Origin of the sequence: Bacillus sp. FSL R9-9530 (assembly GCF_038008145.1) — a bacterium.
GTDB lineage: Bacteria > Bacillota > Bacilli > Bacillales > Bacillaceae_G > Bacillus_A > Bacillus_A mycoides.
In genome coordinates this window covers 3,948,829-3,972,929 of sequence record NZ_JBBOYO010000001.1, presented here as the reverse complement: position 1 = coordinate 3,972,929, position 24,101 = coordinate 3,948,829, and the positions used below count along the sequence as shown (strand labels likewise).

Here is a 24,101-nt window from a genome sequence, read left to right as displayed (position 1 = left end):
GTTTACTAAAATGAAGAATTATACGTATTGAATTTTCGTAGGCATTTTTTGATCCGTATCATGTATTTCAAAGGATTTTCCAACCCCAAAACCTTTTTCTTCTAATACTTGTGATACAGACATACGCGCTAATTCTTTCATGTTATTATCTAAGCTTAAATGCGCTAAATAAATGTGTTTTGTCTCATCTGTAATAACATCAGCCATCGCTAATGCAGCGTCCTCATTACAAACGTGGCCAACGTCGCTTAAAATACGTCGCTTAATGCTCCATGGATAGCGTCCCATACGAAGCATTTCCACATCATGATTGCTTTCAAACACGAAAGCATTTGCTCCCTTAATAACACCTTTCATACGGTCACTTACGTAGCCCGTATCTGTAATAAGAGCTAACTTTCTATTATTGTTATGAAAAGCGTAAAACATCGGTTCCGCCGCATCATGAGAAACACCAAATGATTCAACTTCAATATCCCCAAATGTTTTCACGTCTCCTACTGAGAAAATGAATTTTTGATCAGTTGGGATATTACCTATTAAATGTTCCATTGCATTCCATGTTTTCTCGTTCGCATAAACAGGTAAATCATATTTACGCGCCAATACACCTAATCCTTTAATGTGATCACTATGCTCATGTGTTACAAGAATACCTGATATGTCATTTATATTCAGTTCAGCTTGTTTAAATAAAGCCTCTGTCGCTTTACCACTTAAACCTGCATCGACAAGCAGTTTTTTTTCATCTGTTCCTACATATAGCATATTCCCTGTACTTCCACTTGCAAGTACACTAAAATGCATGCTCATTCTTTCTCACTCCATTATGTTCTTCCGGCACTTGAGTTTCCCCTAATTCCATAACTTGTCCTTCAATTGCATTCACAAAAAAATCCTTTTTTTGTTCTGTCTTTAAGTTCCATGTTGGAGCAAGCACTTGTACATTAGAAGAAGACTCCGCAAGAGTCGCATATCCAATCTGCGCCTCTTTCACGTGCGTATTTTCTGCAATTTTATTTTTCAAATATATATTTTCTAAAGCTGTTTGAGCAGTAATAATTTCTTGTTCTTTCGTCTTTTCGCTTTCGCCCATTTCCTTCAAATCCGTTAACATTGTTTGTGTATACGAAATAAGCTCATTTTTTTCATTTAAATCTACAACAATCATCGCACGATTATTGTAGAAGATTGGTTTATCTTTATACTTTTGAAAGAAGTAAATTTTTGAGTCCTTTATTGCTCCAAACTCATATTTTTGTCCATCCAGCACATAATTTTTCAAAAACTCATTATACTTATCTTTTGACAATGATTTTGTATTTAAAAAAGGCTCTTTTAATTTACCCTCTATTTGATATTCGTCTTGCACATGCGCTGTCTGATTTTTTAAAGATTGCACATCTTCTTCTTTGAAACTCTTATTTTTCGCCATTATAAATGACTCTTTTTTCGGTTCTTTAGGAAAATTTCCCATAGTAATTTTTTCAGCTTTTAATTGTTGATCGATTTTCGTTTCCGTCACAAGTTCTAATTGATTACTATCTTGCTTTTGAATGAACTGAAAGATAAGAAAGAGGTCTAAAACAAAAAAGGTCACAATAAATATGGTCTTAATTCGATCCCAATCCATTTAGTCCCCCCTCACTCCACTCATATATTTGTTGCTTACCATCTTCTTCACATTTTACATACCATATCGGCTGTAAGACAGCGATTCTCGCATCACTGATGGACGGTTCCAATGACATTTTATAACCAATACCAACATCCTGAATTGATTTTTTATCAATTTCTGGATTATTCTCTAGTGATGTCATCACTGTACGACCTGATGCGAGAGAAGTTGTTTGTTGTTTACTAGGCAAAGTAATACTGAACTCAAAAAAGGGTCTTTCATACTGCATAATTTCACCTGAACCCCATACTTGTTTTAATTCCGCTATTCCATTTGCATTAAATACAGGCAAACCATCCTCATATAAACGGAATGAAGTTTTCCTCCCATTAATATAATCAAAACGATAGGACTTCAAGGATCCACTATGCCCACTTACAAAGTCAAAACTTTTTTGTAAAATTACCGCATTATCCGTAGATTTATCACCATGTACAGCGGAATTTTTATATTTCAACATTGCATCCGACTTATCAATTTCCATAGAACGGATGCCATCTGTAAATGTTTCCTTTGTTTTCTCAGAAATAGGACTTAAATAACGTGGATCACTAAATAAAGCATTTTTAAATGGATCCACTTCTAGTTTAGCTGTAATATACTCTGCCTTACTTAATTCCGTAATTCCCTCTGGTAAAAAAAGTTTTTTTGTATCATTTATTTGATACTCAAAATATGGTCTTGCTACTGTTATAAGTTGATTTTGAGCATTTATAATATCCTTTATATAAGCACCACTTAATGTTGCTTGATATATTTTATGAGGAGTATCATAGGAAACAAAGCTAACTTTAATTTCTTGATCCTTACTTCTAGAAGGATCAATTATAATACGATTAAAACTTCTGTTACTTTCTATGTTTTTATCTTTAATATTAAACATATTTTTAATCGTATCTAACGGGATATTTGTAGGAAAAACAAATTCAATTTTTTCTTCTCCGTGTACATAAGACAGAAAATCACCTTTAGGGACTGTCCCCGTTATTTCCTCGAAATTATGTAATTCTCCGTTTTCAAGAATTTTATAAATCGAATCCATATTTTCCTTCTTTTCGCTTACATAATGATTTTTCTCTTTATGAATAACGACAGAGGATGGGCGAACAACCTCCGAAATCTTTATCGTATTTATCTCTTCGTTACCTTGAACGAACTTTGTATTTTGCATAGAAGTAGAATCAGGAACATATGTCCACAAGTTAAAAGTAAGAAATAGACTAATGACAACCAAATTAATTAGAACTATCGTTTTAAAGTTTTCCATACTCATTCCCAATCGTCCTCTTCATCTGTCGCCATTGGCAATGTGAAATAAATAGTTGTCCCTTTTCCTTCCTCACTTTTCGCCCAAACCGAGCCGCCATGTGCCTCAATCATTTCTTTCGCAATGGCTAACCCAAGACCTGTACCACCCATTTGTCTCGAACGCGCTTTATCTACACGATAAAAACGTTCAAATATTTTATCTACATTTTCTTTCGGAATTCCCATTCCTTGATCACTCACACTAATCTCTAATAACTCCCCGCGGTCACGTAGGCGATATGTTACTGTACCACCTTCTGGCGAATATTTTAGTGCATTGGAAATAATGTTATATAAAACTTGTGTAATTTTGTCTGTATCCATATCAATAAATCGAGATTTTTTAGAGAAAGATCGTTTGAAGCTTACATTTTGCTCTTTAGACATTTCAAAACGATCGATAACGTTATTAAAGAAATCAGTAAAGTCAACCCATTCCTTCATTAAGCGATGTTCTGTACTATCTAGTTTAGATAGTTGTAACAATGCATTTACAAGCCTGATCATTCTTTCCGTTTCTTCTTGTGTAACTGTTAAAAATTGCGGTGCAATATTGGGATCTTGCCATGCTCCATCAGTAAGTGCTTCTAAGTAACTGCGCATCGTTGTTAACGGCGTTCTTAACTCATGAGATACGTTCGCAACAAACTCACGGCGCTCTTGTTCTATCCGCTCCTGCTCTGTTACATCATATAATACAGCAATTAAACCATTTGCCTTCCCTGTTTCTTTTTGAATAACAGAGAAACTAGCACGTAAAATATATGGTTCATTTCTCGTACTAAAATCTAATAAAACTGAATCCGGCTCTTCATATAAATGATCCAGTGTAAATTCTTCTTGTATTCCTAGCACTTCTAAAACTGATTGATCTAGCGCCGTTTCACGCGAAACATTTAACATCTTTTCCGCAGGATCATTTAATAAAATGATATCCCCTTTTCGATCAGTAGCAATTACTCCATCTGTCATATGTGATAAAACGGATGATAATTTTCGTCTTTCACTTTCTGTGGAGGAACGAGCTTGTTGTAATTTTTTAGATAAATTGTTAAAAGATAATGCTAATTGTCCAATCTCATCGTGACTATGCACCTTTACTTTTCGCGAATAATTTCCTTTCGCCATTTCAATTGCTTGTCTTCGCATATCTGAAATTGGTCTCGTAATTGTTTGAGCCAATAAAATTCCAAGTACAGCTGTTACTAATAAAGCAATTACTGTACCCGTTGCGAAAATTTGGTTGATGTCCTTCATTTGTTTATACACATCTTCCATAGATGCAACGATATGAATGACACCAAGTACCTCTCCGCCTGGATCTTTTAGAATAGGGGTAATCATAACTTGAACTCGATGACCTGTATTTCCATCTTTCTCAATCTTTGACTCTGGTTTCTTTTGTACCATTACCCGTTGTACAGCTGTATCTGCTGACGTTCTTCCTACCTTATTTTGCTTAGACCCGTCTGAAATTGCCATTAATTTTTTAGTAGAATCAATTACACTTACTTCTTGAATATCTTTCTTACGATCTGATGCAAATTTTTGAATCGAATCATTAATAGCTTTATCTACTGATTCTGTTTTAGGACGTTCTTTTACAAACTCTTGCTTCAGGTTATAAGAAAGTAGATTTGTTTGCTGCGTTAAGGAATCTTGAAAGCCTTTTACAAGGCTTTTTTCTAATTCCCTGACGAAATATACACCAATTACTTGCATTGCTATTAATATTAACAGCATATATATGAGCACAAATTTTAAATGAATAGATTGAAAAAAACCAACTTTCTTCATATACTATTCCTGTTCTGGGTCACGCAAGTAATACCCTACCCCACGTCTAGTTACAATTAAAGTAGGATGACTTGGATTATCTTCAATTTTTTCGCGTAAACGACGTACTGTTACGTCTACTGTACGTACATCTCCAAAATAATCATAACCCCAAACTGTTTGTAATAAATGTTCACGAGTCATAACTTGACCTAAATGCTTCGCTAAATAATGTAGTAATTCAAATTCACGATGTGTAAGCTCAATGCTTTCTTCACGCTTTGTTACACTATAAGCGTTCGAATTGATAACGATTGGTCCAATAACCATTTCGGTATTTTCTTCTTTCTCTGCAGCACCACCCTGCTGATGGCGACGTAAATTCGCTTTCACACGAGCAAGTAACTCCCTCGTACTAAATGGCTTCGTTACATAATCATCTGCTCCAAGCTCAAGCCCTAATACTTTATCAATTTCAGAGTCTTTTGCTGTAAGCATAATAATTGGCATTTCTGAGCTTTTACGTATTTCACGACATACCTCTAAACCGTCTTTTCCCGGTAACATAATATCTAATAAAACCATATCTGGCTGTTCTTCATTTGCTTTTTCAATCGCCTCATCACCATCATGCGCCATTACAATTTCAAAACCTTCTTTTTCTAGGTTGAACTTCAAAATATCCGCAATTGGCTTTTCATCATCAACTACTAAAATTTTCTTTCCCATCATCGTCTATTTCCTCCTTATAAAAATATGATCAATAATCCTCAAACATATTGGTGTTTCTATAGTATGTTCCTATATGACAACAATCTTAGTCTAAGTATTTCTCCTCTATTCTCATAGACTCATGTATCATCCACTTTTACACGGAATCCTATACGATCTATAGAAAAACCTCTAGCTTCAACTGCTAGAGGCTCCTCATTCTATTGTAAAATAACTACCCACATTTGTAAAACTGGACAAAATAAAAAGGATATTAAGTGGGCCCACTTAATATCCTGAGAGTGGCTCGGGACGGAATCGAACCGCCGACACGAGGATTTTCAGTCCTCTGCTCTACCGACTGAGCTACCGAGCCAAAACTATATATAAAACCACTAATGGTGGTATAAACAAAAGTGGCGGTCCCGACCGGGGTCGAACCGGCGATCTCCTGCGTGACAGGCAGGCATGTTAACCACTACACCACGGGACCAAAAATGAACATAAAAAAAACATGACCCGTACGGGATTCGAACCCGTGTTACCGCCGTGAAAGGGCGGTGTCTTAACCACTTGACCAACGGGCCACGAAAAATAAAATGGTGAGCCATGAAGGATTCGAACCTTCGACCCTCTGATTAAAAGTCAGATGCTCTACCAACTGAGCTAATGGCTCATACTCACCAACGTCATATTTTCGTGACGACAAGACATATCATAACATGATGTCTTTCATTTTTGCAATACCTTTTCTTATTTTTTTATAAAAAATAAGAAAAAACTCATAAAAATATGAGTTTTTTCTTAAAAAAATCAATTTTTTATATCAATTAAGCTTCGTATACGTTACGAACGATATTTGTTTGATTACGATCTGGTCCAACCGAGAACATAGATAATTGGATTCCTGTTAATTCAGAAACACGCTCTACGTATTTTCTTGCATTTTCAGGAAGCTCATCCAATGATTTCACAGCAGTAACATCTTCTGTCCAACCTGGAAGCTCTTCATATACAGGCTCACATTTCGCTAAAATGTTTAAGTTAGCTGGAACTTCATCGATAACTTCGCCATTGCATTTGTAAGCAACACAAATTTTAACAGTTGGAATACCTGTTAATACATCGATAGAGTTTAATGATAAATCTGTTAAACCACTAACACGACGTGCATGTCTTACAACAACGCTATCGAACCAACCTACACGGCGTGGACGACCCGTTGTTGTTCCGTATTCACGACCAACTTCACGAATTTGGTGACCGATTTCATCATTAAGTTCAGTAGGGAATGGACCATCACCAACACGGCTTGTATATGCTTTACATACACCTACAACGCGAGTAACTTTCGCAGGACCAACTCCAGTTCCAACTGTTACACCACCAGCAATTGGGTTAGAAGATGTAACGAACGGGTACGTACCGTGGTCGATATCAAGCATAACACCTTGTGCACCTTCAAATAATACACGATTATTGTTATCTAGTGCATCATTTAATACGACAGATGTATCGCATACGTAATGTGCGATTTGTTGTCCGTATTCGAAGTACTCTTCAAAGATTTCTTCTACGCTGAAACCTTCTGTATCGTACATTTTTTCAAACAAACGATTTTTCTCCACTAAATTACGCTCAAGCTTCTCTTTAAATGCTTCACGGTCTAAAAGATCAGCCATACGGATACCAATACGAGCAGCTTTATCCATATATGCAGGACCGATACCTTTTTTCGTTGTACCAATCTTGTTATCACCTTTACTCGCTTCTTCTAATTCATCTTGTTTTAAGTGATAAGGTAAAATAACGTGCGCACGGTTACTTACACGTAAATTATCAGTACTTACACCACGATCGTGTAAGTATTTCAACTCTTCAAGTAATGCTTTCGGATCTACTACTAAGCCATTTCCGATTACACAAATTTTCTCTTTATAGAAAATACCAGATGGAATTAAGTGTAATTTATATTTAACTCCGCCGAAAACAATTGTATGTCCCGCGTTATTTCCACCTTGATATCTTGCAACTACTTCCGCATGCTCAGAAAGAAAATCAGTGATTTTACCTTTTCCTTCGTCGCCCCATTGTGTTCCTACAACTACTACTGAAGACATTATTAAAGCACCTCCGCAATTTTCAAACGATCTATTCAAACAATATAATTGTACCAAAACAGAAAGAGAAGTCAACCAAAAAACGAACATTTTTTTATCGAAAAACGTTTTCGTTCGTAAGAATTACATATTCACCTTATGAAAGCCCTATCTTTCATATAAAAAAAAAGAAACACATCTTATTATAAGAAATGTGTTTCTTTTTTATACTGCCTTTATGCGTGCGGTGCATGTCCATCCTCAAAGCGGCGTTCTAAGTTGACGAATTTATTAAATTCCTTAACAAACGCAAGCTCTACTGAACCTACCGGACCATTACGTTGCTTTGCAATGATAATTTCAATTGTATTTTTATTTTCTGTTTCACGATCATAGTAATCTTCACGATATAGGAAGGCTACAATGTCAGCATCCTGCTCGATACTTCCTGATTCACGAATGTCAGACATCATCGGACGTTTATCTTGACGAGATTCTACACCACGAGATAACTGCGACAAGGCAATAACAGGTACTTGCAATTCACGTGCAATCCCTTTTAATGTACGAGAAATCTCAGATACTTCCTGCTGACGGTTTTCTCCTGATTTCCCACTTCCTTGAATAAGCTGTAAATAGTCAATCAAAACCATCCCAAGACCTTGCTCTTGCTTTAATCTACGACATTTTGCTCGAATCTCATTTACTTTAATCCCTGGTGTATCATCAATATATATACCAGCATTAGAAAGGCTACCCATCGCCATTGTTAATTTCGCCCAATCATCAGAAGTTAATGAACCGGTACGAAGTCTTTGTGCATCAATATTTCCTTCTGCACAAAGCATACGCATAACAAGCTGATCAGAGCCCATCTCTAAACTAAAAATCGCTACATTTTCATCAGTTTTCGTCGCTACGTTTTGTGCGATATTTAGTGAAAATGCAGTTTTCCCTACCGATGGACGCGCCGCCACGATGATTAAATCATTTCGCTGAAAACCTGCGGTCATCTTATCTAATTCAGTAAATCCAGTTGGTATCCCGGTAACTTCACCCTTTTGATTATGCAAAAGTTCAATTTTATCATAAGCATCTACAAGAACATCTTTAATGTTTTGGAATGCTTTTGCATTTGTTTGGTGAGATACTTCTAATATTTTTTTCTCAGCCTCATTTAAAAGGCCATCCACATCATCTTCTCGCTCGTATCCATCCGATACAATATGAGTCGCCGTTCGAATTAAACGACGTAAAAGTGCCTTTTCAGCGATGATGCGTGCATAATATTCTACGTTAGCAGCTGTTGGAACAACTTCTGCTAACTCTGCTAGATAAGAAACCCCACCAACTTCTTCTAGTAATCCTTGATCAGCCATCGCTGATGTCATTATTACTAAGTCGATTGGTTCTCCCTTATCAGACAACCCAAGCATGACTTCAAAAATCTTTTGATGTTTCGTTCGATAAAATGAGTCAGGTACCAATAGTTCCGATGCTGACGTTAACGCATCCTGATCAATTAATATGGCACCTAAGACTGCCTGCTCAGCTTCTATATTATGCGGAGGGGTACGATCAGCCATTACATCACTCATGCGCAATCCTCCTTGCTTAATTTATTTTTATTGTTCACTAACATGAACTTTTACTGTTGCTGTTACTTGCGGATGCAATTTCACATTGACGTTTGTATAACCTAATGCACGGATTGCATCATCCATTTCAAATTTACGTTTATCAAGTTTAATCTTGTGTGACTTTTGCATTACATCTACAATTTGTTTACTCGTGATAGAACCAAATAAGCGGCCACCTTCTCCAGATTTCGCCTTTACTTCTACAGTTAATTTCTCTAATGTTTCTTTCAGCTCTTTTGCATTCTCAACTTCTGCTGCTGCATCTTTTTCCTCTTTGCGCTTTTGAGCATCTAAAGTTTTCATACTGCTGTTTGTCGCTTCGGCAGCTAACCCCTGTTTTAGTAAGAAATTATTTGCATAACCGTCTGGTACGTTTTTTATTTCTCCTTTTTTACCTTTACCTTTTACGTCTTTTAGAAAAATTACTTTCATGATTGTGTGCCTCCCTGTAAATAGTCATCAATAACAAATCGAAGCTTCTCCTCCGCTTCATCTACTGTAACATTTTTCATTTGTGTGGCTGCATTTGTTAAGTGCCCGCCACCTCCTAAATTCTCCATAATTAGCTGTACATTCAATTCACCTAAAGATCTACCACTAATTCCAATGAAATTTTCTCCACGTTTTGCAATAACAAACGATGCAATGATACCTGTCATTGTCAATAATGTGTCTGCTGATTGTGCAATAAGTACTTGGTCATAATATTCATCACCATCAACTTTAGCAATCGCAATTCCATTTTTATAAATGTACGCATTTTTAATGGCTTTTGCAACTCGTAAATACTGACCCATATCTTCTTTTAAAAGTTCTTGTACAAGTACAGTGTCTGCGCCATGCGAGCGTAAATAAGAAGCGGCATCAAATGTACGAGCGCCTGTACGGAATGTAAAACTTTTTGTATCAACAATAATACCAGCTAACAATGCCGTTGCTTCTAACATTGTCATCTTTAAATTTTTCGGTTGATACTCAAGTAATTCTGTAACAAGCTCTGCCGTTGAAGAAGCGTATGGCTCCATATAAACAAGTAATGGATCTTCAATGAAATCTTCCCCGCGGCGATGATGGTCAATAACTACTACATTTTCAATCTTGTGTAACAGTTTTTCCTCCATCACCATTGAAGGTTTATGCGTGTCAACAACAACAAGTAATGAATCATCATTTGCAAATTCCATCGCTTGCCCTGGTGTAATAAAATGTGACCATAACTCTTCATTTTGTTTCACTTTATCCATCAAACGTTTGATTCCTTTATCAGAATCATTTTCATCTAATACAATATATCCTTTGCGCTCATTTAATTGAGCTACCTTTAAAATACCAATCGCTGCACCAATCGCATCCATATCAGGAGCTCTATGCCCCATTATAATGACATTACTGCTTTCTAATACTAAATCCTTTAATGCATGCGAAATAACCCTAGCACGTACACGAGTACGCTTTTCAACCGGATTCGTCTTACCACCGTAAAACTTAACTTTACCCGTTGCTTGTTTAATAGCTACTTGGTCTCCTCCTCGTCCTAATGCAAGGTCTAAACCAGATTGAGCCATCGCTCCAAGCTCTGATAAAGGTAAATCACCTGAGCCAACACCAACACTTAATGTAAGTGGTATATTCCTTTTTGATGTTTCTTCACGCACTTGATCCAAAATACTAAATTTCCCTTTCTCCATTTGCGCTAAAATACTTTCATTTAGTACAACGAAGAATCTTTCTGAAGATGCACGTTTCAAATATGCACCATACTTAACAGCCCATTCATTTAGACGTGACGTCACAAGACTTGTTATATTCGTACGTAATTGGTCATCTAATCCTTGTGTAACTTCATCATAGTTATCTAAATAAATAACAGCTAAAACAGTGCGTTGATCTTCATACATCTTTTCAATTTCTGTTTGTTCCGTTACATCAAAGAAATAAATTAGTTTTTCTTCTTTCCTTACAAAAACACGAAACTTACGATTATTTAAAGAAACTATATCGTCAGAAGTTTCCCCCTTAATAAAAAGGAGTAATGTTTCTGATACATCGTAAAGGTGCCAACCAGCTAATGCATGCTGCCCCAAACATGATGATAAATAAGGATTCGCCCAATCAATCCCATAATCCTTATTGTATAACAAAATACCAATTGGCATTTGGTTAAATGCTTCATTACTCACTTTCTTTACCCTTGTAATCATATCTGTCGTATGTTTTTCAAAATTCCTTTGAAAAGTAAGTTCGAATCGTATAACGAAAAAAAGTACAATACAAAAGATAAAGAAGGCTGATATCCCCATAATTAAATGAAAGTAACAGAGGAGTGAAATTAGCACGAATACAAAAAATGCCAATACGTAAACAGGATATAAAAACCACTGTTTCTTATAAAATTCAGGCATGTATACAACTCCTATAAAGTAAAACTAACTCACTTTCCAGTTAGTTAAACAAATTAAAATAGTGTAAGGAATATTATTTTATTCCCCTATTTTAGAACGCAATGAAATCCCTAAATCAATTATACCTAAGATTGTTACAAGAGGAAACATCATCGGAATAAACATGCAGACAATAAAACTAATAATAGGAACACCTTTCGTAAAACCTTTGCTATGCGCTATAAAAGCGATAAATGTCAGACCTTGCAGTACTAGTAGTAAAGCAAATATGACATATAAATTAGAAAATACCATATGTAAATATGATGTCGGTTCTACTTTTATAAAAGTTGATAGCAAAATAAATATAACGTAATACCAAACAATACTCTTTGGTAATTGTATATCTTTAAATTTAGGCCAAGGTATAACGTCATGCTTTAGTTTTCTCAAAACACTACCTGATATCATAACTGTAATCCAAGAAAAACATACAGAAACCATTACAAGCAAACTTGGGAATAACGTTTGTAACACATCATTAAATTGTGTAAATAATTCTTTTTGCTCTTTACTAATAGGCATACTCGCAGCAGTAACTATCTTTTCACTTTGCGCCATACTTTCATTAAACATATTTTGCATTTGCTTCATTAAATCTATGTTAAAAAACTTTATACTCGCAACATAAATGAGCATAATACCAATTAAGTACACAAGCGTCCCCGCCATTAAAGTTTCTACCGGCTTTTTTCGTTTTTTATACATATATCCTAAAACGATACCTATCAATCCAAACATAGTTGTCTTTACTAGGTTCATCGGCTGACTGACAATAACAGTAATAAAAAGCGCCGCAGTAAAAACTATAAAGGCGTTAGATAATCTATATCTTATCGTTAGCAATATAAATGGCAATGGCAACGCAAACGTTACAACTGTACCTAAAATTGGAACATACATAGATATAAGCAATAACATTGCATATATCGCTAACAGTGCTGCACCCTCAGTAATAAATTTCGTATTCTTCATCATCTAACCTCTCTTTCAAAAAAAGAAAAGCATAGCAAAATGCACAGTAGAGTCCGACTCTACTGTGCATTTCATACGCTATTATTCACCAACATATGGTAAAAGTGCCATTTGACGAGCACGTTTAATTGCAACTGTAAGTTTGCGTTGGTATTTCGCGCTTGTTCCTGTTACACGACGAGGTAAAATTTTACCGCGCTCAGAAACGAAACGTTTTAATAAATCAACATCTTTATAGTCAATGCGAGTGATGCCGTTAGATGTGAAGAAACACACCTTACGACGCTTCGCACGTCCACCTTTGCGTCCTGCCATGTCTATTCCCTCCATTCTTTGTTAAAAATAGCCGATTCACACCATTAAAATGGTAAATCGTCGTCCGAAATGTCAATCGGTTGACCAACATTCGAAAATGGATCGTCATTCTTCGTAAATCCAGAGTTACCTTGATTACCTTGGTTACCTGAATTACTAGATTGACCAAATGGGTTAGAGCTTTGGTTACCGAAACCAGCTCCTGATGGTTGCTGATTGAATGAACCACGTTGCTCCCCACCGCCATTACGCGGCTCTAAAAATTGTACGCTCTCCGCAAGAACTTCTGTTACATATACACGTTTACCATCTTGTCCATCGTAATTACGAGTTTGAAGACGTCCGTCTACGCCTGCTAAGCTACCTTTTTTCAAATAATTTGCCACGTTTTCTGCTTGTTTACGCCATATTACACAATTAATAAAGTCAGCTTCACGCTCACCTTGTTGATTCGCAAATGCGCGATTCACAGCTAACGTAAAAGTAGCTACTGCAACACCATTGGGCGTGTAACGTAAGTCAGGGTCCTTAGTTAAACGACCAACGAGGATAACACGATTCATCAATCGAACCACTCTCCCTTATATATCAATTATTTTTCTTCTTCTTTAACAACGATATGACGAAGGATATCTTCGTTGATCTTAGCTAAACGGTCGAATTCGTTAATCGCCTCTGAGTTAGAGTTCACGTTTAAGATCATGTAGAAACCTTCACGTAAGTCGTTGATTTCGTAAGCTAAACGACGCTTACCCCACTCTTTCGTGTTAATGATTTCTGCACCATTGTTTGTTAAAACACCTGCAAAACGTTCAACTAAAGCTTTTTGAGCTTCTTCTTCAACGCCAGGACGAATGATGTACATAATTTCGTACTTTCTCATTACACTTTCACCTCCTTTTGGTCTAAACGGCCCATAATGGGCAAGGAGCAATTAATTTATAGTAATTACTCACGAGTTTAGATTATATCATAGTAAGTTATATGAATCAACTCACCAATACGTAAAAAACTTGGCAAACACATAATATATTTGCCAAGCTCATATCTTTATTTTTCCTAGGAAATATTAAATTAAACGTTGAAGCGGAAGTGCATAACATCTCCGTCTTTTACGATATACTCTTTTCCTTCTAAACGTACTTTTCCAGCTTCTTTTGCAGCTGTCATAGAACCGTTTGTCATTAAATCATCATAAGAAACTGTTTCCGCGCGAATAAATCCACGCTCAAAGTCTGTATGAATTACGCCAGCACATTGTGGTGCCTTCATACCTTGTTTAAACGTCCATGCACGTACTTCTTGCACACCAGCTGTGAAGTAAGTAGCAAGTCCTAATAAATCATATGCAGCACGAATTAATTGATCTAAACCAGATTCTTCAATGCCTAGTTCTTCAAGGAATACTTTTTTCTCTTCCTCGTCTAGCTCAGCGATTTCTTCTTCGATTTTTGCACATACAACGATTACTTGAGAATTTTCATTTGCTGCAAATTCTTTTACCATTTGTACATATTTATTGTCAGAAGGATCCATAATATCATCTTCACTTACGTTTGCTACATATAGCATTTCTTTCGTTGTAAGTAAATGAAGGCCTTTAACAATCTTCATTTGCTCTTCTGTAAATTCAACAGTACGAGCTGGTTTTCCCTCTTCAAAAGCTTCTTTTAAACGAACTAAAATTTCATGCTCATATACAGCTTCTTTATCTTTTTGTCTTGCTAACTTCGCAACTCGTTCGATACGCTTATCAACAGATTCCAAATCCGCTAAGATTAGTTCTAAGTTAATTGTTTCAATGTCATCAATTGGATCTACTTTTCCTGAAACGTGCGTAATATTTTCATCTTCAAAACAACGAACAACTTGGCAAATTGCATCTACTTGACGAATGTGAGATAAGAATTTATTTCCTAACCCTTCACCTTTACTCGCACCTTTTACGATACCTGCAATATCAGTAAATTCAAATACAGTCGGAACAGTTTTTTTCGGTTCTACTAATTCCGTTAATTTATTTAAACGCTCATCTGGTACTTCTACAATCCCTACGTTTGGATCGATTGTACAGAATGGATAGTTCGCAGATTCTGCTCCTGCTTGTGTAATTGCATTAAATAAAGTGGACTTACCTACGTTAGGTAATCCAACAATCCCAGCCGTTAATCCCATATTTTTCACTCCTATGTCTCAATCTTTCATCATTATAGATAGTAACGAAAAAAATGACAAGTTTCCACCAAATGAAAAAAAGCAACGGCTGTCTACTGCAGCCGTTGCTTTTTCACTATTCTTCGTGCTTCACAAGTATTTTTTTTACCTTGCGATCAAACTCTCTTCGAGGAATCATTACCGAATGGTCACACCCCTCGCACTTAACGCGGATATCCATTCCCATACGAATAATCTTCCAGCGATTTTCACCACATGGATGGGCTTTCTTCATTTCCACAACATCGTACAAGTTATATTGCTTTTGCTCCATTCTCTAAATCCCTCCCACTATTAAATTGCTTTTTCACTAACTAATTCTTCGCGACTATATAAAACCATACGTGGGTATGGAATTTCAATCCCATGTAAATCAAGACGATTTTTAATCTCTTTGCGAAGAGCCCTCGCAATAACTGCATGCTGCATCGGCTCAACTTCAGCAATAACACGTAATACAACTTCAGACGCTGCCAATGTTTGAACACCTAGCAATTGAGGTGTTGTTACCATTTTCTCATATTTTCCTGGTAATTCTACTAATAAATCTTCAATAACTTGCTCCGCTCGTACTATATCACTTTCATAAGAAATAGATACATCAACAAATGCTACACTATTACTAACGGAAAAGTTCGTTACTTGTACAATACTACCATTTGGTATTATATGAATTTCACCTGTCCAGCTTTTCATCTTCGTTGTACGTAGTCCAATTTCCAAAACAGTTCCTTCAAATTGCCCTATTCTTACATAATCACCTACTGAAAATTGATCCTCTAACAAAATAAATAATCCTGTAATAACATCTTTAACTAAACTTTGTGCACCAAAACCGACTGCTAAACCAATTACCCCAGCACCGGCTAATAGACCTGATGCATTAATATCAAACACACCTAAAATCGCAATTAACATAATGAACATAACAACGTATGCCACAATATTTTCAAGCAACTTCGCTACCGTAACTGTACGACGTTCTGAAATTTGAATCGGCGAACGGCTTCCCATACGAAACGCATTTCGTACAATTGCCCTTGCAACTCGCACAACGATTGCACCAAGTATTAAAATAACGATTATTTTTAGTGACTTCACACCTATATTCGTCCAATCAATGGACTCAAACCATTTCAACGCTAAATCCATGTCCCTCTACCTCTCTAGCTAAAATTTCTTTTTAGTTATCCTTATTATTGTATCAGAACTCTCTCTGATTTCTGAAAAAAATTTATGACTTTAATTCCATTTGTTAACTTCCATTCAGGTATAAAATGAAACGAATATATATATACTAGTACTATTATTTCCATTTTCATTCACAGTTTGTAGAAAGTATGCACTTATAATTTTCCATTTCACACACCATATAACATATTGTGAAAATTTATTAAAAGGATGGGTGCTTCATGAATATTAGAAGTTTTCGCTTACCTTTTTTTGAAAAAGAAACTCAAAATGTTATGCATCATGACTTAGAAGCCTCTGAGACAATCAGTAATTTCTTACTTTCCCATATTCCCATTAAGACTAATATGCCACTCATTCTCGTTTGTATCGGAACAGACCGTTCCACCGGTGATGCACTTGGTCCATTAGTTGGTACTAAACTAGAACAAATTGAAATCAAAAACCTTCAAGTATTCGGCACACTAGACGAACCAATACATGCACTAAATCTAGAGGAAAAAATTCAGAATATACAGAAAGAAAACCCTACTTCATTTATTATTGCTGTTGATGCATGTTTAGGAAAATCTCAAAGTATCGGTTCTATAACTACCGGAAAGGGCCCCAGTAAACCTGGAGCTGCGATGAATAAGAAATTACCTGAAATTGGTGACTTGCATATTCATGGCATCGTAAATTTAAATGGTTTCATGGAGTTTTTCGTACTTCAAAATACAAGACTAAGTTTAGTTATGAAGATGGCCGATGTAATTGCACAAAGTATAAAAGAAACCGATCAAAAATTATCTGCATTAAAAAAAGCAAACCATCTATAAACAATAAGATGGTTTGCTTTTTAATTTCCCTTTGATAATAATTCTAAAATTCGATTTAAATCTTCTTTATTAAAAAATTCGATTTCGATTTTACCTTTTTCTTTTTTCGTTTCTTTAATTTTTACATCCGTACCAAACTTTTCTCTTAAAAACGTTTCGCGCTCTACAAAAAATATATTTCTTTCTTTTTTCACTTGTTGTGTTTCACGTGAAACACGTTGATTAATTTCCTGGACAATTTGTTCCAATTGGCGAACGTTCAGTCCTTCTTTTTCAATTCGCTTCAATAAAGATTTCAACTGTTCTTCATCTTTTATTGTAAGTAAAGTTCTTCCATGAGCCATTGAAAGTTGACCGTTTGCAATCATATCTTGAACGAATGAAGGGAGGCTTAACAAACGAGTATAATTTGCGATATAAGGCCTGCTTTTACCAAGACGTTTTGCTAATTGTTCTTGTGTTACATTTAGCTCGTTCATTAACATCTGATATGCCATTGCCTCTTCCATAGGATTTAAATCTTCTCGTTGTAAGTTTTCAAGCAAAGCAAATTCCATCATTTGCTGCTCATTTAATTGCCTTACGACAGCAGGCACTTTCTCAAGTCCGGCCTCTTTAGCAGCACGATATCTTCTTTCACCTGCAACTATTTCATATCCTTTAATACTCTTTCGAGCAATTAAAGGTTGCAATATACCGTGCTCTTTAATAGAAGCCGCTAATTCCTGAATCGCTTCTTTATTGAAATATTTACGTGGTTGATATGGATTCGGCCTTAATTCAGTTACTATAATCTCCTGAATTGTTTCTTCTTCTTTCACATCTAAATCTGGAAAAAACACGTTGATTCCTCTTCCTAATCCCTTAGCCACCTGCAATCACTTCCTCTGCTAAATCTAAATATACTTCTGCTCCTCTTGATTTAGCGTCATACTGCATAATTGGTTTTCCATGACTTGGTGCCTCACTTAAGCGAACATTACGAGGAATAATCGAACGATATACTTTATCTCTAAAGTATTTTTTCACTTCATCTATAACTTGAATTCCTAAATTTGTACGAGCATCCAACATCGTTAACAATACACCTTGAATTGCTAAATTTTTATTTAAATGCTTTTGCACAAGTCGAACTGTATTTAATAGCTGACTTAACCCTTCCAGCGCGTAATATTCACACTGTACAGGAATAATAACAGAATCTGCTGCTGTTAATGCATTAATCGTTAATAACCCTAAGGATGGGGGACAGTCAATAATAATATACTCATATTCATCACGAATCGGCTGTAACGCTCTTTGCAAGCGTACTTCCCGGGAAATGGTTGGTACCAATTCAATTTCAGCACCAGCCAATTGAATTGTAGCGGGTAGAACATCTAAGTTTTCAGTTGCGGTTTTCCGTATGGCACCTTGAACATCTGCATCTTCTACAAGAACATTATAAATACATTGATCTAATTCAGACTTTTCAATCCCTACACCAGTCGTTGCATTTCCTTGAGCATCAATATCTACGAGAAGGACTTTTTTTCCTACTTGTGCCAATCCAGCCCCTAAATTAACGGATGTTGTTGTTTTTCCAACACCGCCTTTTTGATTAGCAATAGCAATGATTTTTCCCATGATGTCACCTACTTTCAACCTTTCTTTCTTATTCTAGAAACAATTACGTTTATTGTAACATGAAATAAAAGTTTTTCTTTTACGTCCTTATTAAACTTCAAAATTTATTTCTAAACTCCTTCTTGCTTTAACAAGAAAATATAGTAAAAGAGACCTCTCCAATAGGATAAGGTCTCTAGCACGTAATTATTTTTTCTTCGGAATTTTAATCGTAATTTGATAGTATTCATCAAACTCTTCTTCCGCAGAATTAACATTCAAACCACTATTAGCAACCATTTGTAATGATTGTCTAATCGTGTTCATAGCAATTCTCGCATCTCGACTTACTGCTTTTTGCTTCGCTTTGCGCTTTGGTTTTACTTCTTCTAATAACTTTGCAATTCGTTCTTCTGTTTGCTTTACATTCAATTGCTTCTCCACAATCTCTTGTAAAACCTTCAGTTGTAATTCCTCATTCTTCAAAGGAATAAGGGCGCGAGCATGCCGTTCTGTAATACTTTTTTCTAATAATGCACTTTTGATTTCTTCAGGCAATTTTAATAATCGCAATTTATTTGCGACTGTCGATTGTCCTTTTCCAAGTCGTTGTGCCAATGCTTCTTGTGTTAAATTATGTAACTCAATCAGCTTTTGATATGCCACAGCTTCCTCAATTGCTGTTAATTCCTCACGTTGCAAATTTTCAATTAACGCTACAGAAGCTGTCTCAGTATCATTTAAATTCTTTATTATTGCAGGGACTTTTTCCCACCCTAACTTTGTTGCTGCGCGGAAACGCCTTTCCCCGGCAATAATCTCGTACTTATCATCCTCATACTGTCTCACAACAATCGGCTGGATAAGCCCATGCGTACGAATCGTTAATGCTAGCTCCTCAATACGTGCATCGTCAAAAACTGTTCGCGGTTGATAACGGTTAGGGGTAATGTTTACTATCGGAATTTCCTGTATTTCTTCATATACCTTTTTAGCTATTTCTTCATGGCTTTCGTCTTGTAATTCGAATTCGCTCTCTTTATCTCCAAAGCCAAATAAACGAGAAAACGTATTTTTCATACATATTCCACCACCTTTTAGGCCTATTGACTGTTCTACATAAAATGTTTCCTATGAAACATTTACGTTTTCATTTATATAATTTAATCTTACGTCTAATAAGATTTATTTTTCAATAGGTAATTTATTGGGCGTTCCCGGTTTGCGTGGATATTTCTTTGGTGTCTTGCGCTTTTTCTCGATTAATAAAATATTACGCTCGCTTTCTTCAAACGGTAATTGGAACGTAGACATTTCTTTCAATTCTCCGCCAAGTACCTCTAAAGCATATTTGCCATTTTCGATTTCTTCGTTCGCCGCTGCACCTTTCATTGCAATGAATGTTCCCCCTACTTTTACAAGTGGTAAACATAGCTCACTTAATACAGAAAGACGTGCAACTGCACGTGCCATTACGATATCGTATGCTTCACGTACACCTTCTTTTTTTCCAAATGTTTCAGCACGATCATGACAAAATGCAACATCACTTAATTCTAACTTTTGCGCTAAGTGATTTAAGAAATTAATACGTTTTTGTAATGAATCTACAATTGTTACTTTTAAGTGCGGGAAACAGATTTTTAAAGGGATACTTGGGAATCCAGCTCCTGCTCCAACATCACAAATAGAAAATGGTTTCGAAAAATCATAATAAAAAGCCGCTGTAACAGAATCAAAAAAGTGTTTTAAGTATACTTCTTCTTTCTCCGTAATAGCCGTTAAGTTCATTTTTTCATTCCACTCTACTAATGTTTCAAAATAGATTCCGAACTGCTCTAACTGTCTAGAAGAGAGGGAAATACCCTTCTCTTCTAGCATAGATTGAAATTGTTCTATGTTCATCTAGCAATATCTCCTTACTATGTTATTGGTTCGATACTCGTGCAATTTTTCCTTGTTCAATGTAAATAAGCAAAATTGAAACATCAGCTGGATTTACACCAGAAATACGTGAAGCTTGCCCCATTGAAAGCGGACGAACATCTTTCAATTTCTGTCTTGCTTCTGAGGCAAGGCTAGAAATCGCATCATAATCAATATCCACAGGAATTTTTTTGTTTTCCATTTTCTTCATACGTTCTACTTGCTGTAAAGATTTCTCGATATATCCTTCGTACTTGGTCTGAATTTCAACTTGTTCCGTAATTTCATCACTTAATGCTACTTCACTTGGTACTAAAAGATGAATATGCTCATATGTCACCTCTGGACGACGTAATAAGTCACTTGCACGTATTCCATCTTTCAATTCACTTCCGCCAATACTACGAATTAATTCTTGAACTTCAGGACGCGGTTTAATAAAAATACTCTCTAACCGTTCCTTCTCCTGTTCAATTTGTAACTTTTTATTTGTAAATCGCTCATAGCGATCTTCTTTAATTAAGCCAATTTCACGACCAACTTCAGTTAAACGAAGGTCAGCATTATCATGGCGTAATAATAGGCGATATTCTGCACGAGACGTTAATAAACGATATGGTTCATTTGTACCTTTCGTTACAAGGTCATCAATTAAAACACCAATATAAGCATCAGCACGACCTAAAATAACTTCTTTTTTACCTAAAGAACGACACGCTGCATTAATCCCAGCCATAAGCCCTTGTCCTGCTGCTTCTTCGTAACCAGAAGTTCCGTTAATTTGTCCTGCTGTATATAAATTTTTAATTTTTTTCGTTTCAAGTGTTGGCCATAGTTGAGTTGGTACGATCGCATCATATTCAATTGCATAACCCGTACGCATCATTTCAACATTTTCCAGGCCAGGAATTGTTCTAAGCATTGCACGCTGTACATCTTCTGGTAAGCTCGTCGATAAGCCTTGTACATATACTTCTTGTGTATTACGTCCTTCTGGCTCTAAGAAAATTTGATGACGTGGTTTATCATTAAATCTTACTACCTTGTCTTCAATTGAAGGGCAATATCTAGGCCCTGTTCCTTTAATCATACCAGAATACATAGCTGAGCGATGTAAGTTTTCATCTATTAAACGATGTGTTTCTGTACTTGTATACGTTAACCAACATGGAATTTGATCCATAATAAATTTTGTCGTTTCAAAAGAGAAAGCACGTGGCTTATCATCACCTGGTTGAATTTCTGTTTTACTATAATCAATCGTATTACTGTTTACACGCGGAGGTGTACCTGTTTTAAATCTAACAAGATCAAAACCAAGTTCCTCTAAGTGTTCAGATAATGTAATAGATGGTTGCTGATTATTTGGACCACTTGAATATTTTAAATCGCCCATAATAATCTCACCACGTAAAAATGTTCCCGTTGTAATTACAACTGTTTTCGCTGTGTATTCAGCACCAGCTTGCGTAATTACCCCTTTACATACACCATCTTCAATAATTAAACGCTCTACCAGACCTTGAAACAACGTTAAGTTTGGTGTTTCTTCAATTGTTTTCTTTAATTCATGCTGGTAAGAGAATTTATCAGCTTGTGCACGAAGCGCGCGTACAGCTGGTCCTTTACCCGTATTTAACATACGCATTTGAATATGTGTTTTATCAATATTGCGTCCCATTTCTCCGCCTAATGCATCAATTTCACGAACAACAATCCCTTTTGCTGGTCCACCAACAGAAGGGTTACATGGCATGAACGCTACCATATCTAAGTTAATTGTTAACATTAATGTTTTTGAGCCCATTCGTGCTGCCGCAAGACCAGCTTCACATCCTGCATGACCTGCACCGATTACTATGACATCATATGAACCGGCATTGTATCCCATTGTTTATTCCTCCTAATAACCTCTATCTTACTAAATCATCTCTGATTAAAGTTTTACTTTATTTTCCTAAACAAAATTGAGAGAACAATTGGTCAATTAAACTTTCATGGACAGTATCACCAGTAATTTCACCAAGTATTTCCCACGCTCTTGTTAAATCAATTTGAACCATATCAATCGGAACACCATTTTCTATCGCTTCAATTGCATCGTTAATTGTTCTTCCTGCTTGTGTTAATAATCCGATATGTCTCGCATTAGACACGTATGTCATATCCGCAGAATCAATTGTTCCTTCAAAGAATAAATCAGCTATCGCCTTTTCAAGCTCATCTATTCCTTGCTCCTCAATTAAAGATGTTGTAATAACACGATTTCCTACCGCTAAATCTGTAACACGTTCCATATCAATTTCTTGCGGTAAATCTGTCTTATTTACAATAACAATGAAATCTTTTCCTTGTACGGCACGGAATAGATCCTCATCTTCATTTGTTAAAGCCTCGCTATAATTCACTACAATTAACACTAAGTCTGCTTGGCTCATCATTTCCTTCGAACGCTCTACACCAATTCGTTCAACAATATCTTCCGTTTCACGAATTCCGGCTGTATCTATAAGTTTAAGTGGTACACCACGCACATTAACGTACTCTTCAATAACATCACGAGTTGTTCCTGCAATATCAGTTACAATTGCCTTTTTCTCCTGAACAAGACTATTTAATAGCGATGATTTCCCAACGTTAGGTCTACCGATAATCGCGGTAGAAATGCCTTCACGTAAAATCTTTCCTTGCTTCGATGTTTCTAATATCTTTGCAATTTCAGCACGGACATGTGTAGCTTTCTCAATTAAAATATTATGCGTCATCTCTTCTACATCATCATATTCTGGGTAATCTATATTCACTTCAATATGAGCTAATGTTTCTAATATTTCTTGACGCAGATGGCCGATTAATTTAGATAATCGTCCTTCCATTTGGTTAATCGCTACATTCATAGCACGATCTGTTTTCGCACGGATTAAGTCCATAACAGCTTCTGCTTGTGACAAATCAATACGTCCATTTAAAAAAGCACGTTTTGTAAATTCACCAGGCTCTGCCAGTCGTACTCCTTGCGCTAAAATAAGCTGTAATACTTTATTTACCGAAACAAGTCCACCATGACAGTTAATTTCTACTATATTTTCACGCGTAAAAGTCCTTGGTGCACGCATAATGGACACCATAACTTCTTCAATAACTTGATTTGTATCTAAATCGACAATATGACCATAATGAATTGTATGAGAAGAAACCTGTGTTAAATCCTTCCCTTTAAAAATACGATCGACTTTCTCAATCGCATCATCCCCACTTACTCGAACAATGGCAATTGCACCTTCCCCAAGTGCTGTGGAAATTGCGGCAATTGTATCAAATTCCATGTCCTTTCACCTCACTTGCTTATTTATCTCTATTTCAACATGAATTTTTTCCGTCACTAAATTATTAGGATACCATAA

Annotated in this window: 23 protein-coding genes and 4 tRNA genes; 1 reads left to right on the top strand and 26 read right to left on the bottom strand. The window is 36.0% G+C overall.

What is annotated here, in order from left to right:
• Nucleotides 1-18 precede the first annotated feature (18 nt).
• The 20 genes from MKX66_RS20015 to MKX66_RS19920 form a co-directional block, all read right to left on the bottom strand.
• Nucleotides 19-813, bottom strand: coding sequence for an MBL fold metallo-hydrolase (locus tag MKX66_RS20015; protein ID WP_002130181.1), 795 nt, complete (start codon nt 811-813; stop codon nt 19-21).
• Nucleotides 797-1,633, bottom strand: a complete 837-nt coding sequence (locus tag MKX66_RS20010) for a two-component system regulatory protein YycI (protein WP_326996676.1) — start codon at nt 1,631-1,633, stop codon at nt 797-799. Before MKX66_RS20010 ends, MKX66_RS20015 begins: the two co-directional genes overlap by 17 nt.
• Nucleotides 1,614-2,951, bottom strand: a complete 1,338-nt coding sequence (locus tag MKX66_RS20005) for a YycH family regulatory protein (RefSeq protein WP_159147364.1) — start codon at nt 2,949-2,951, stop codon at nt 1,614-1,616. Before MKX66_RS20005 ends, MKX66_RS20010 begins: the two co-directional genes overlap by 20 nt.
• Nucleotides 2,948-4,783, bottom strand: a complete 1,836-nt coding sequence (walK, locus tag MKX66_RS20000; protein ID WP_002143958.1) for a cell wall metabolism sensor histidine kinase WalK — start codon at nt 4,781-4,783, stop codon at nt 2,948-2,950. The genes MKX66_RS20005 and walK overlap by 4 nt, the downstream gene beginning before the upstream one ends.
• A 3-nt stretch (nt 4,784-4,786) precedes the next feature.
• Entirely contained in the window at nt 4,787-5,494 is a 708-nt protein-coding gene (walR, locus tag MKX66_RS19995; protein ID WP_000971867.1) for a cell wall metabolism DNA-binding response regulator WalR, read from the bottom strand.
• Between the two features lie 282 nt (nt 5,495-5,776).
• Nucleotides 5,777-5,849: transfer RNA gene (locus MKX66_RS19990), tRNA-Phe, on the bottom strand.
• Nucleotides 5,850-5,890: 41 nt separating this feature from the next.
• Nucleotides 5,891-5,966: transfer RNA gene (locus tag MKX66_RS19985), tRNA-Asp, on the bottom strand.
• A 22-nt stretch (nt 5,967-5,988) separates the two neighbouring features.
• Nucleotides 5,989-6,060, bottom strand: a tRNA-Glu gene (locus MKX66_RS19980).
• A 13-nt stretch (nt 6,061-6,073) separates the two neighbouring features.
• A tRNA-Lys gene (locus tag MKX66_RS19975) sits at nt 6,074-6,149 on the bottom strand.
• Nucleotides 6,150-6,303: 154 nt separating this feature from the next.
• Nucleotides 6,304-7,593 (bottom strand): adenylosuccinate synthase, encoded by a 1,290-nt coding sequence (locus MKX66_RS19970; protein WP_002034994.1) that lies wholly within the window; start codon nt 7,591-7,593, stop codon nt 6,304-6,306.
• A 215-nt stretch (nt 7,594-7,808) separates the two neighbouring features.
• Nucleotides 7,809-9,170: a replicative DNA helicase gene (gene dnaB, locus MKX66_RS19965; protein WP_002016457.1), complete on the bottom strand. Its 1,362-nt coding sequence runs from the start codon at nt 9,168-9,170 to the stop codon at nt 7,809-7,811.
• A 27-nt stretch (nt 9,171-9,197) separates the two neighbouring features.
• Nucleotides 9,198-9,644, bottom strand: coding sequence for a 50S ribosomal protein L9 (rplI, locus tag MKX66_RS19960; protein ID WP_002130186.1), 447 nt, complete (start codon nt 9,642-9,644; stop codon nt 9,198-9,200).
• Nucleotides 9,641-11,614, bottom strand: coding sequence for a DHH family phosphoesterase (locus MKX66_RS19955; protein ID WP_002016460.1), 1,974 nt, complete (start codon nt 11,612-11,614; stop codon nt 9,641-9,643). The genes rplI and MKX66_RS19955 overlap by 4 nt, the downstream gene beginning before the upstream one ends.
• Before the next feature lie 78 nt (nt 11,615-11,692).
• Entirely contained in the window at nt 11,693-12,628 is a 936-nt protein-coding gene (locus MKX66_RS19950; protein ID WP_215590547.1) for a YybS family protein, read from the bottom strand.
• Nucleotides 12,629-12,709: 81 nt separating this feature from the next.
• A complete protein-coding gene (gene rpsR / locus MKX66_RS19945) occupies nt 12,710-12,943 on the bottom strand; it encodes a 30S ribosomal protein S18 (RefSeq protein ID WP_000918874.1) in 234 nt (77 codons plus the stop codon).
• A gap of 44 nt (nt 12,944-12,987) precedes the next feature.
• Entirely contained in the window at nt 12,988-13,509 is a 522-nt protein-coding gene (gene ssb, locus MKX66_RS19940) for a single-stranded DNA-binding protein (protein ID WP_000981963.1), read from the bottom strand.
• A gap of 26 nt (nt 13,510-13,535) precedes the next feature.
• Nucleotides 13,536-13,826, bottom strand: coding sequence for a 30S ribosomal protein S6 (gene rpsF, locus MKX66_RS19935; protein WP_001233782.1), 291 nt, complete (start codon nt 13,824-13,826; stop codon nt 13,536-13,538).
• A 191-nt stretch (nt 13,827-14,017) separates the two neighbouring features.
• A complete protein-coding gene (gene ychF, locus MKX66_RS19930) occupies nt 14,018-15,118 on the bottom strand; it encodes a redox-regulated ATPase YchF (protein WP_002089951.1) in 1,101 nt (366 codons plus the stop codon).
• A 115-nt stretch (nt 15,119-15,233) separates the two neighbouring features.
• Nucleotides 15,234-15,431: a DUF951 domain-containing protein gene (locus tag MKX66_RS19925; RefSeq protein WP_000436054.1), complete on the bottom strand. Its 198-nt coding sequence runs from the start codon at nt 15,429-15,431 to the stop codon at nt 15,234-15,236.
• A gap of 20 nt (nt 15,432-15,451) precedes the next feature.
• The gene (locus MKX66_RS19920; RefSeq protein WP_002016466.1) at nt 15,452-16,309 is read right to left on the bottom strand and encodes a mechanosensitive ion channel family protein; all 858 of its coding nucleotides are present in this window, start codon (nt 16,307-16,309) and stop codon (nt 15,452-15,454) included.
• A 260-nt stretch (nt 16,310-16,569) separates the two neighbouring features.
• Between MKX66_RS19920 and yyaC the strand changes: the two genes are divergently transcribed.
• The gene (yyaC, locus tag MKX66_RS19915; protein ID WP_002089953.1) at nt 16,570-17,166 is read left to right on the top strand and encodes a spore protease YyaC; all 597 of its coding nucleotides are present in this window, start codon (nt 16,570-16,572) and stop codon (nt 17,164-17,166) included.
• Nucleotides 17,167-17,186: 20 nt separating this feature from the next.
• On the opposite strand, the gene spo0J is transcribed toward yyaC, so the two are convergent.
• The 6 genes from spo0J to mnmE form a co-directional block, all read right to left on the bottom strand.
• The gene (gene spo0J, locus MKX66_RS19910; protein WP_170935246.1) at nt 17,187-18,038 is read right to left on the bottom strand and encodes a stage 0 sporulation protein Spo0J; all 852 of its coding nucleotides are present in this window, start codon (nt 18,036-18,038) and stop codon (nt 17,187-17,189) included.
• Complete coding sequence (gene soj / locus MKX66_RS19905; RefSeq protein WP_002016469.1) at nt 18,031-18,792, bottom strand: sporulation initiation inhibitor protein Soj; 762 nt, start codon at nt 18,790-18,792, stop codon at nt 18,031-18,033. Before soj ends, spo0J begins: the two co-directional genes overlap by 8 nt.
• Nucleotides 18,793-18,978: 186 nt before the next feature.
• Complete coding sequence (noc, locus tag MKX66_RS19900) at nt 18,979-19,851, bottom strand: nucleoid occlusion protein (protein ID WP_002016471.1); 873 nt, start codon at nt 19,849-19,851, stop codon at nt 18,979-18,981.
• Between the two features lie 105 nt (nt 19,852-19,956).
• Nucleotides 19,957-20,676: a 16S rRNA (guanine(527)-N(7))-methyltransferase RsmG gene (gene rsmG / locus MKX66_RS19895; protein WP_002016472.1), complete on the bottom strand. Its 720-nt coding sequence runs from the start codon at nt 20,674-20,676 to the stop codon at nt 19,957-19,959.
• Nucleotides 20,677-20,698: 22 nt separating this feature from the next.
• Entirely contained in the window at nt 20,699-22,588 is a 1,890-nt protein-coding gene (gene mnmG, locus MKX66_RS19890; protein WP_002016474.1) for a tRNA uridine-5-carboxymethylaminomethyl(34) synthesis enzyme MnmG, read from the bottom strand.
• Between the two features lie 58 nt (nt 22,589-22,646).
• Complete coding sequence (gene mnmE / locus MKX66_RS19885) at nt 22,647-24,023, bottom strand: tRNA uridine-5-carboxymethylaminomethyl(34) synthesis GTPase MnmE (protein ID WP_002034990.1); 1,377 nt, start codon at nt 24,021-24,023, stop codon at nt 22,647-22,649.
• Between the last annotated feature and the right edge of the window lie 78 nt (nt 24,024-24,101).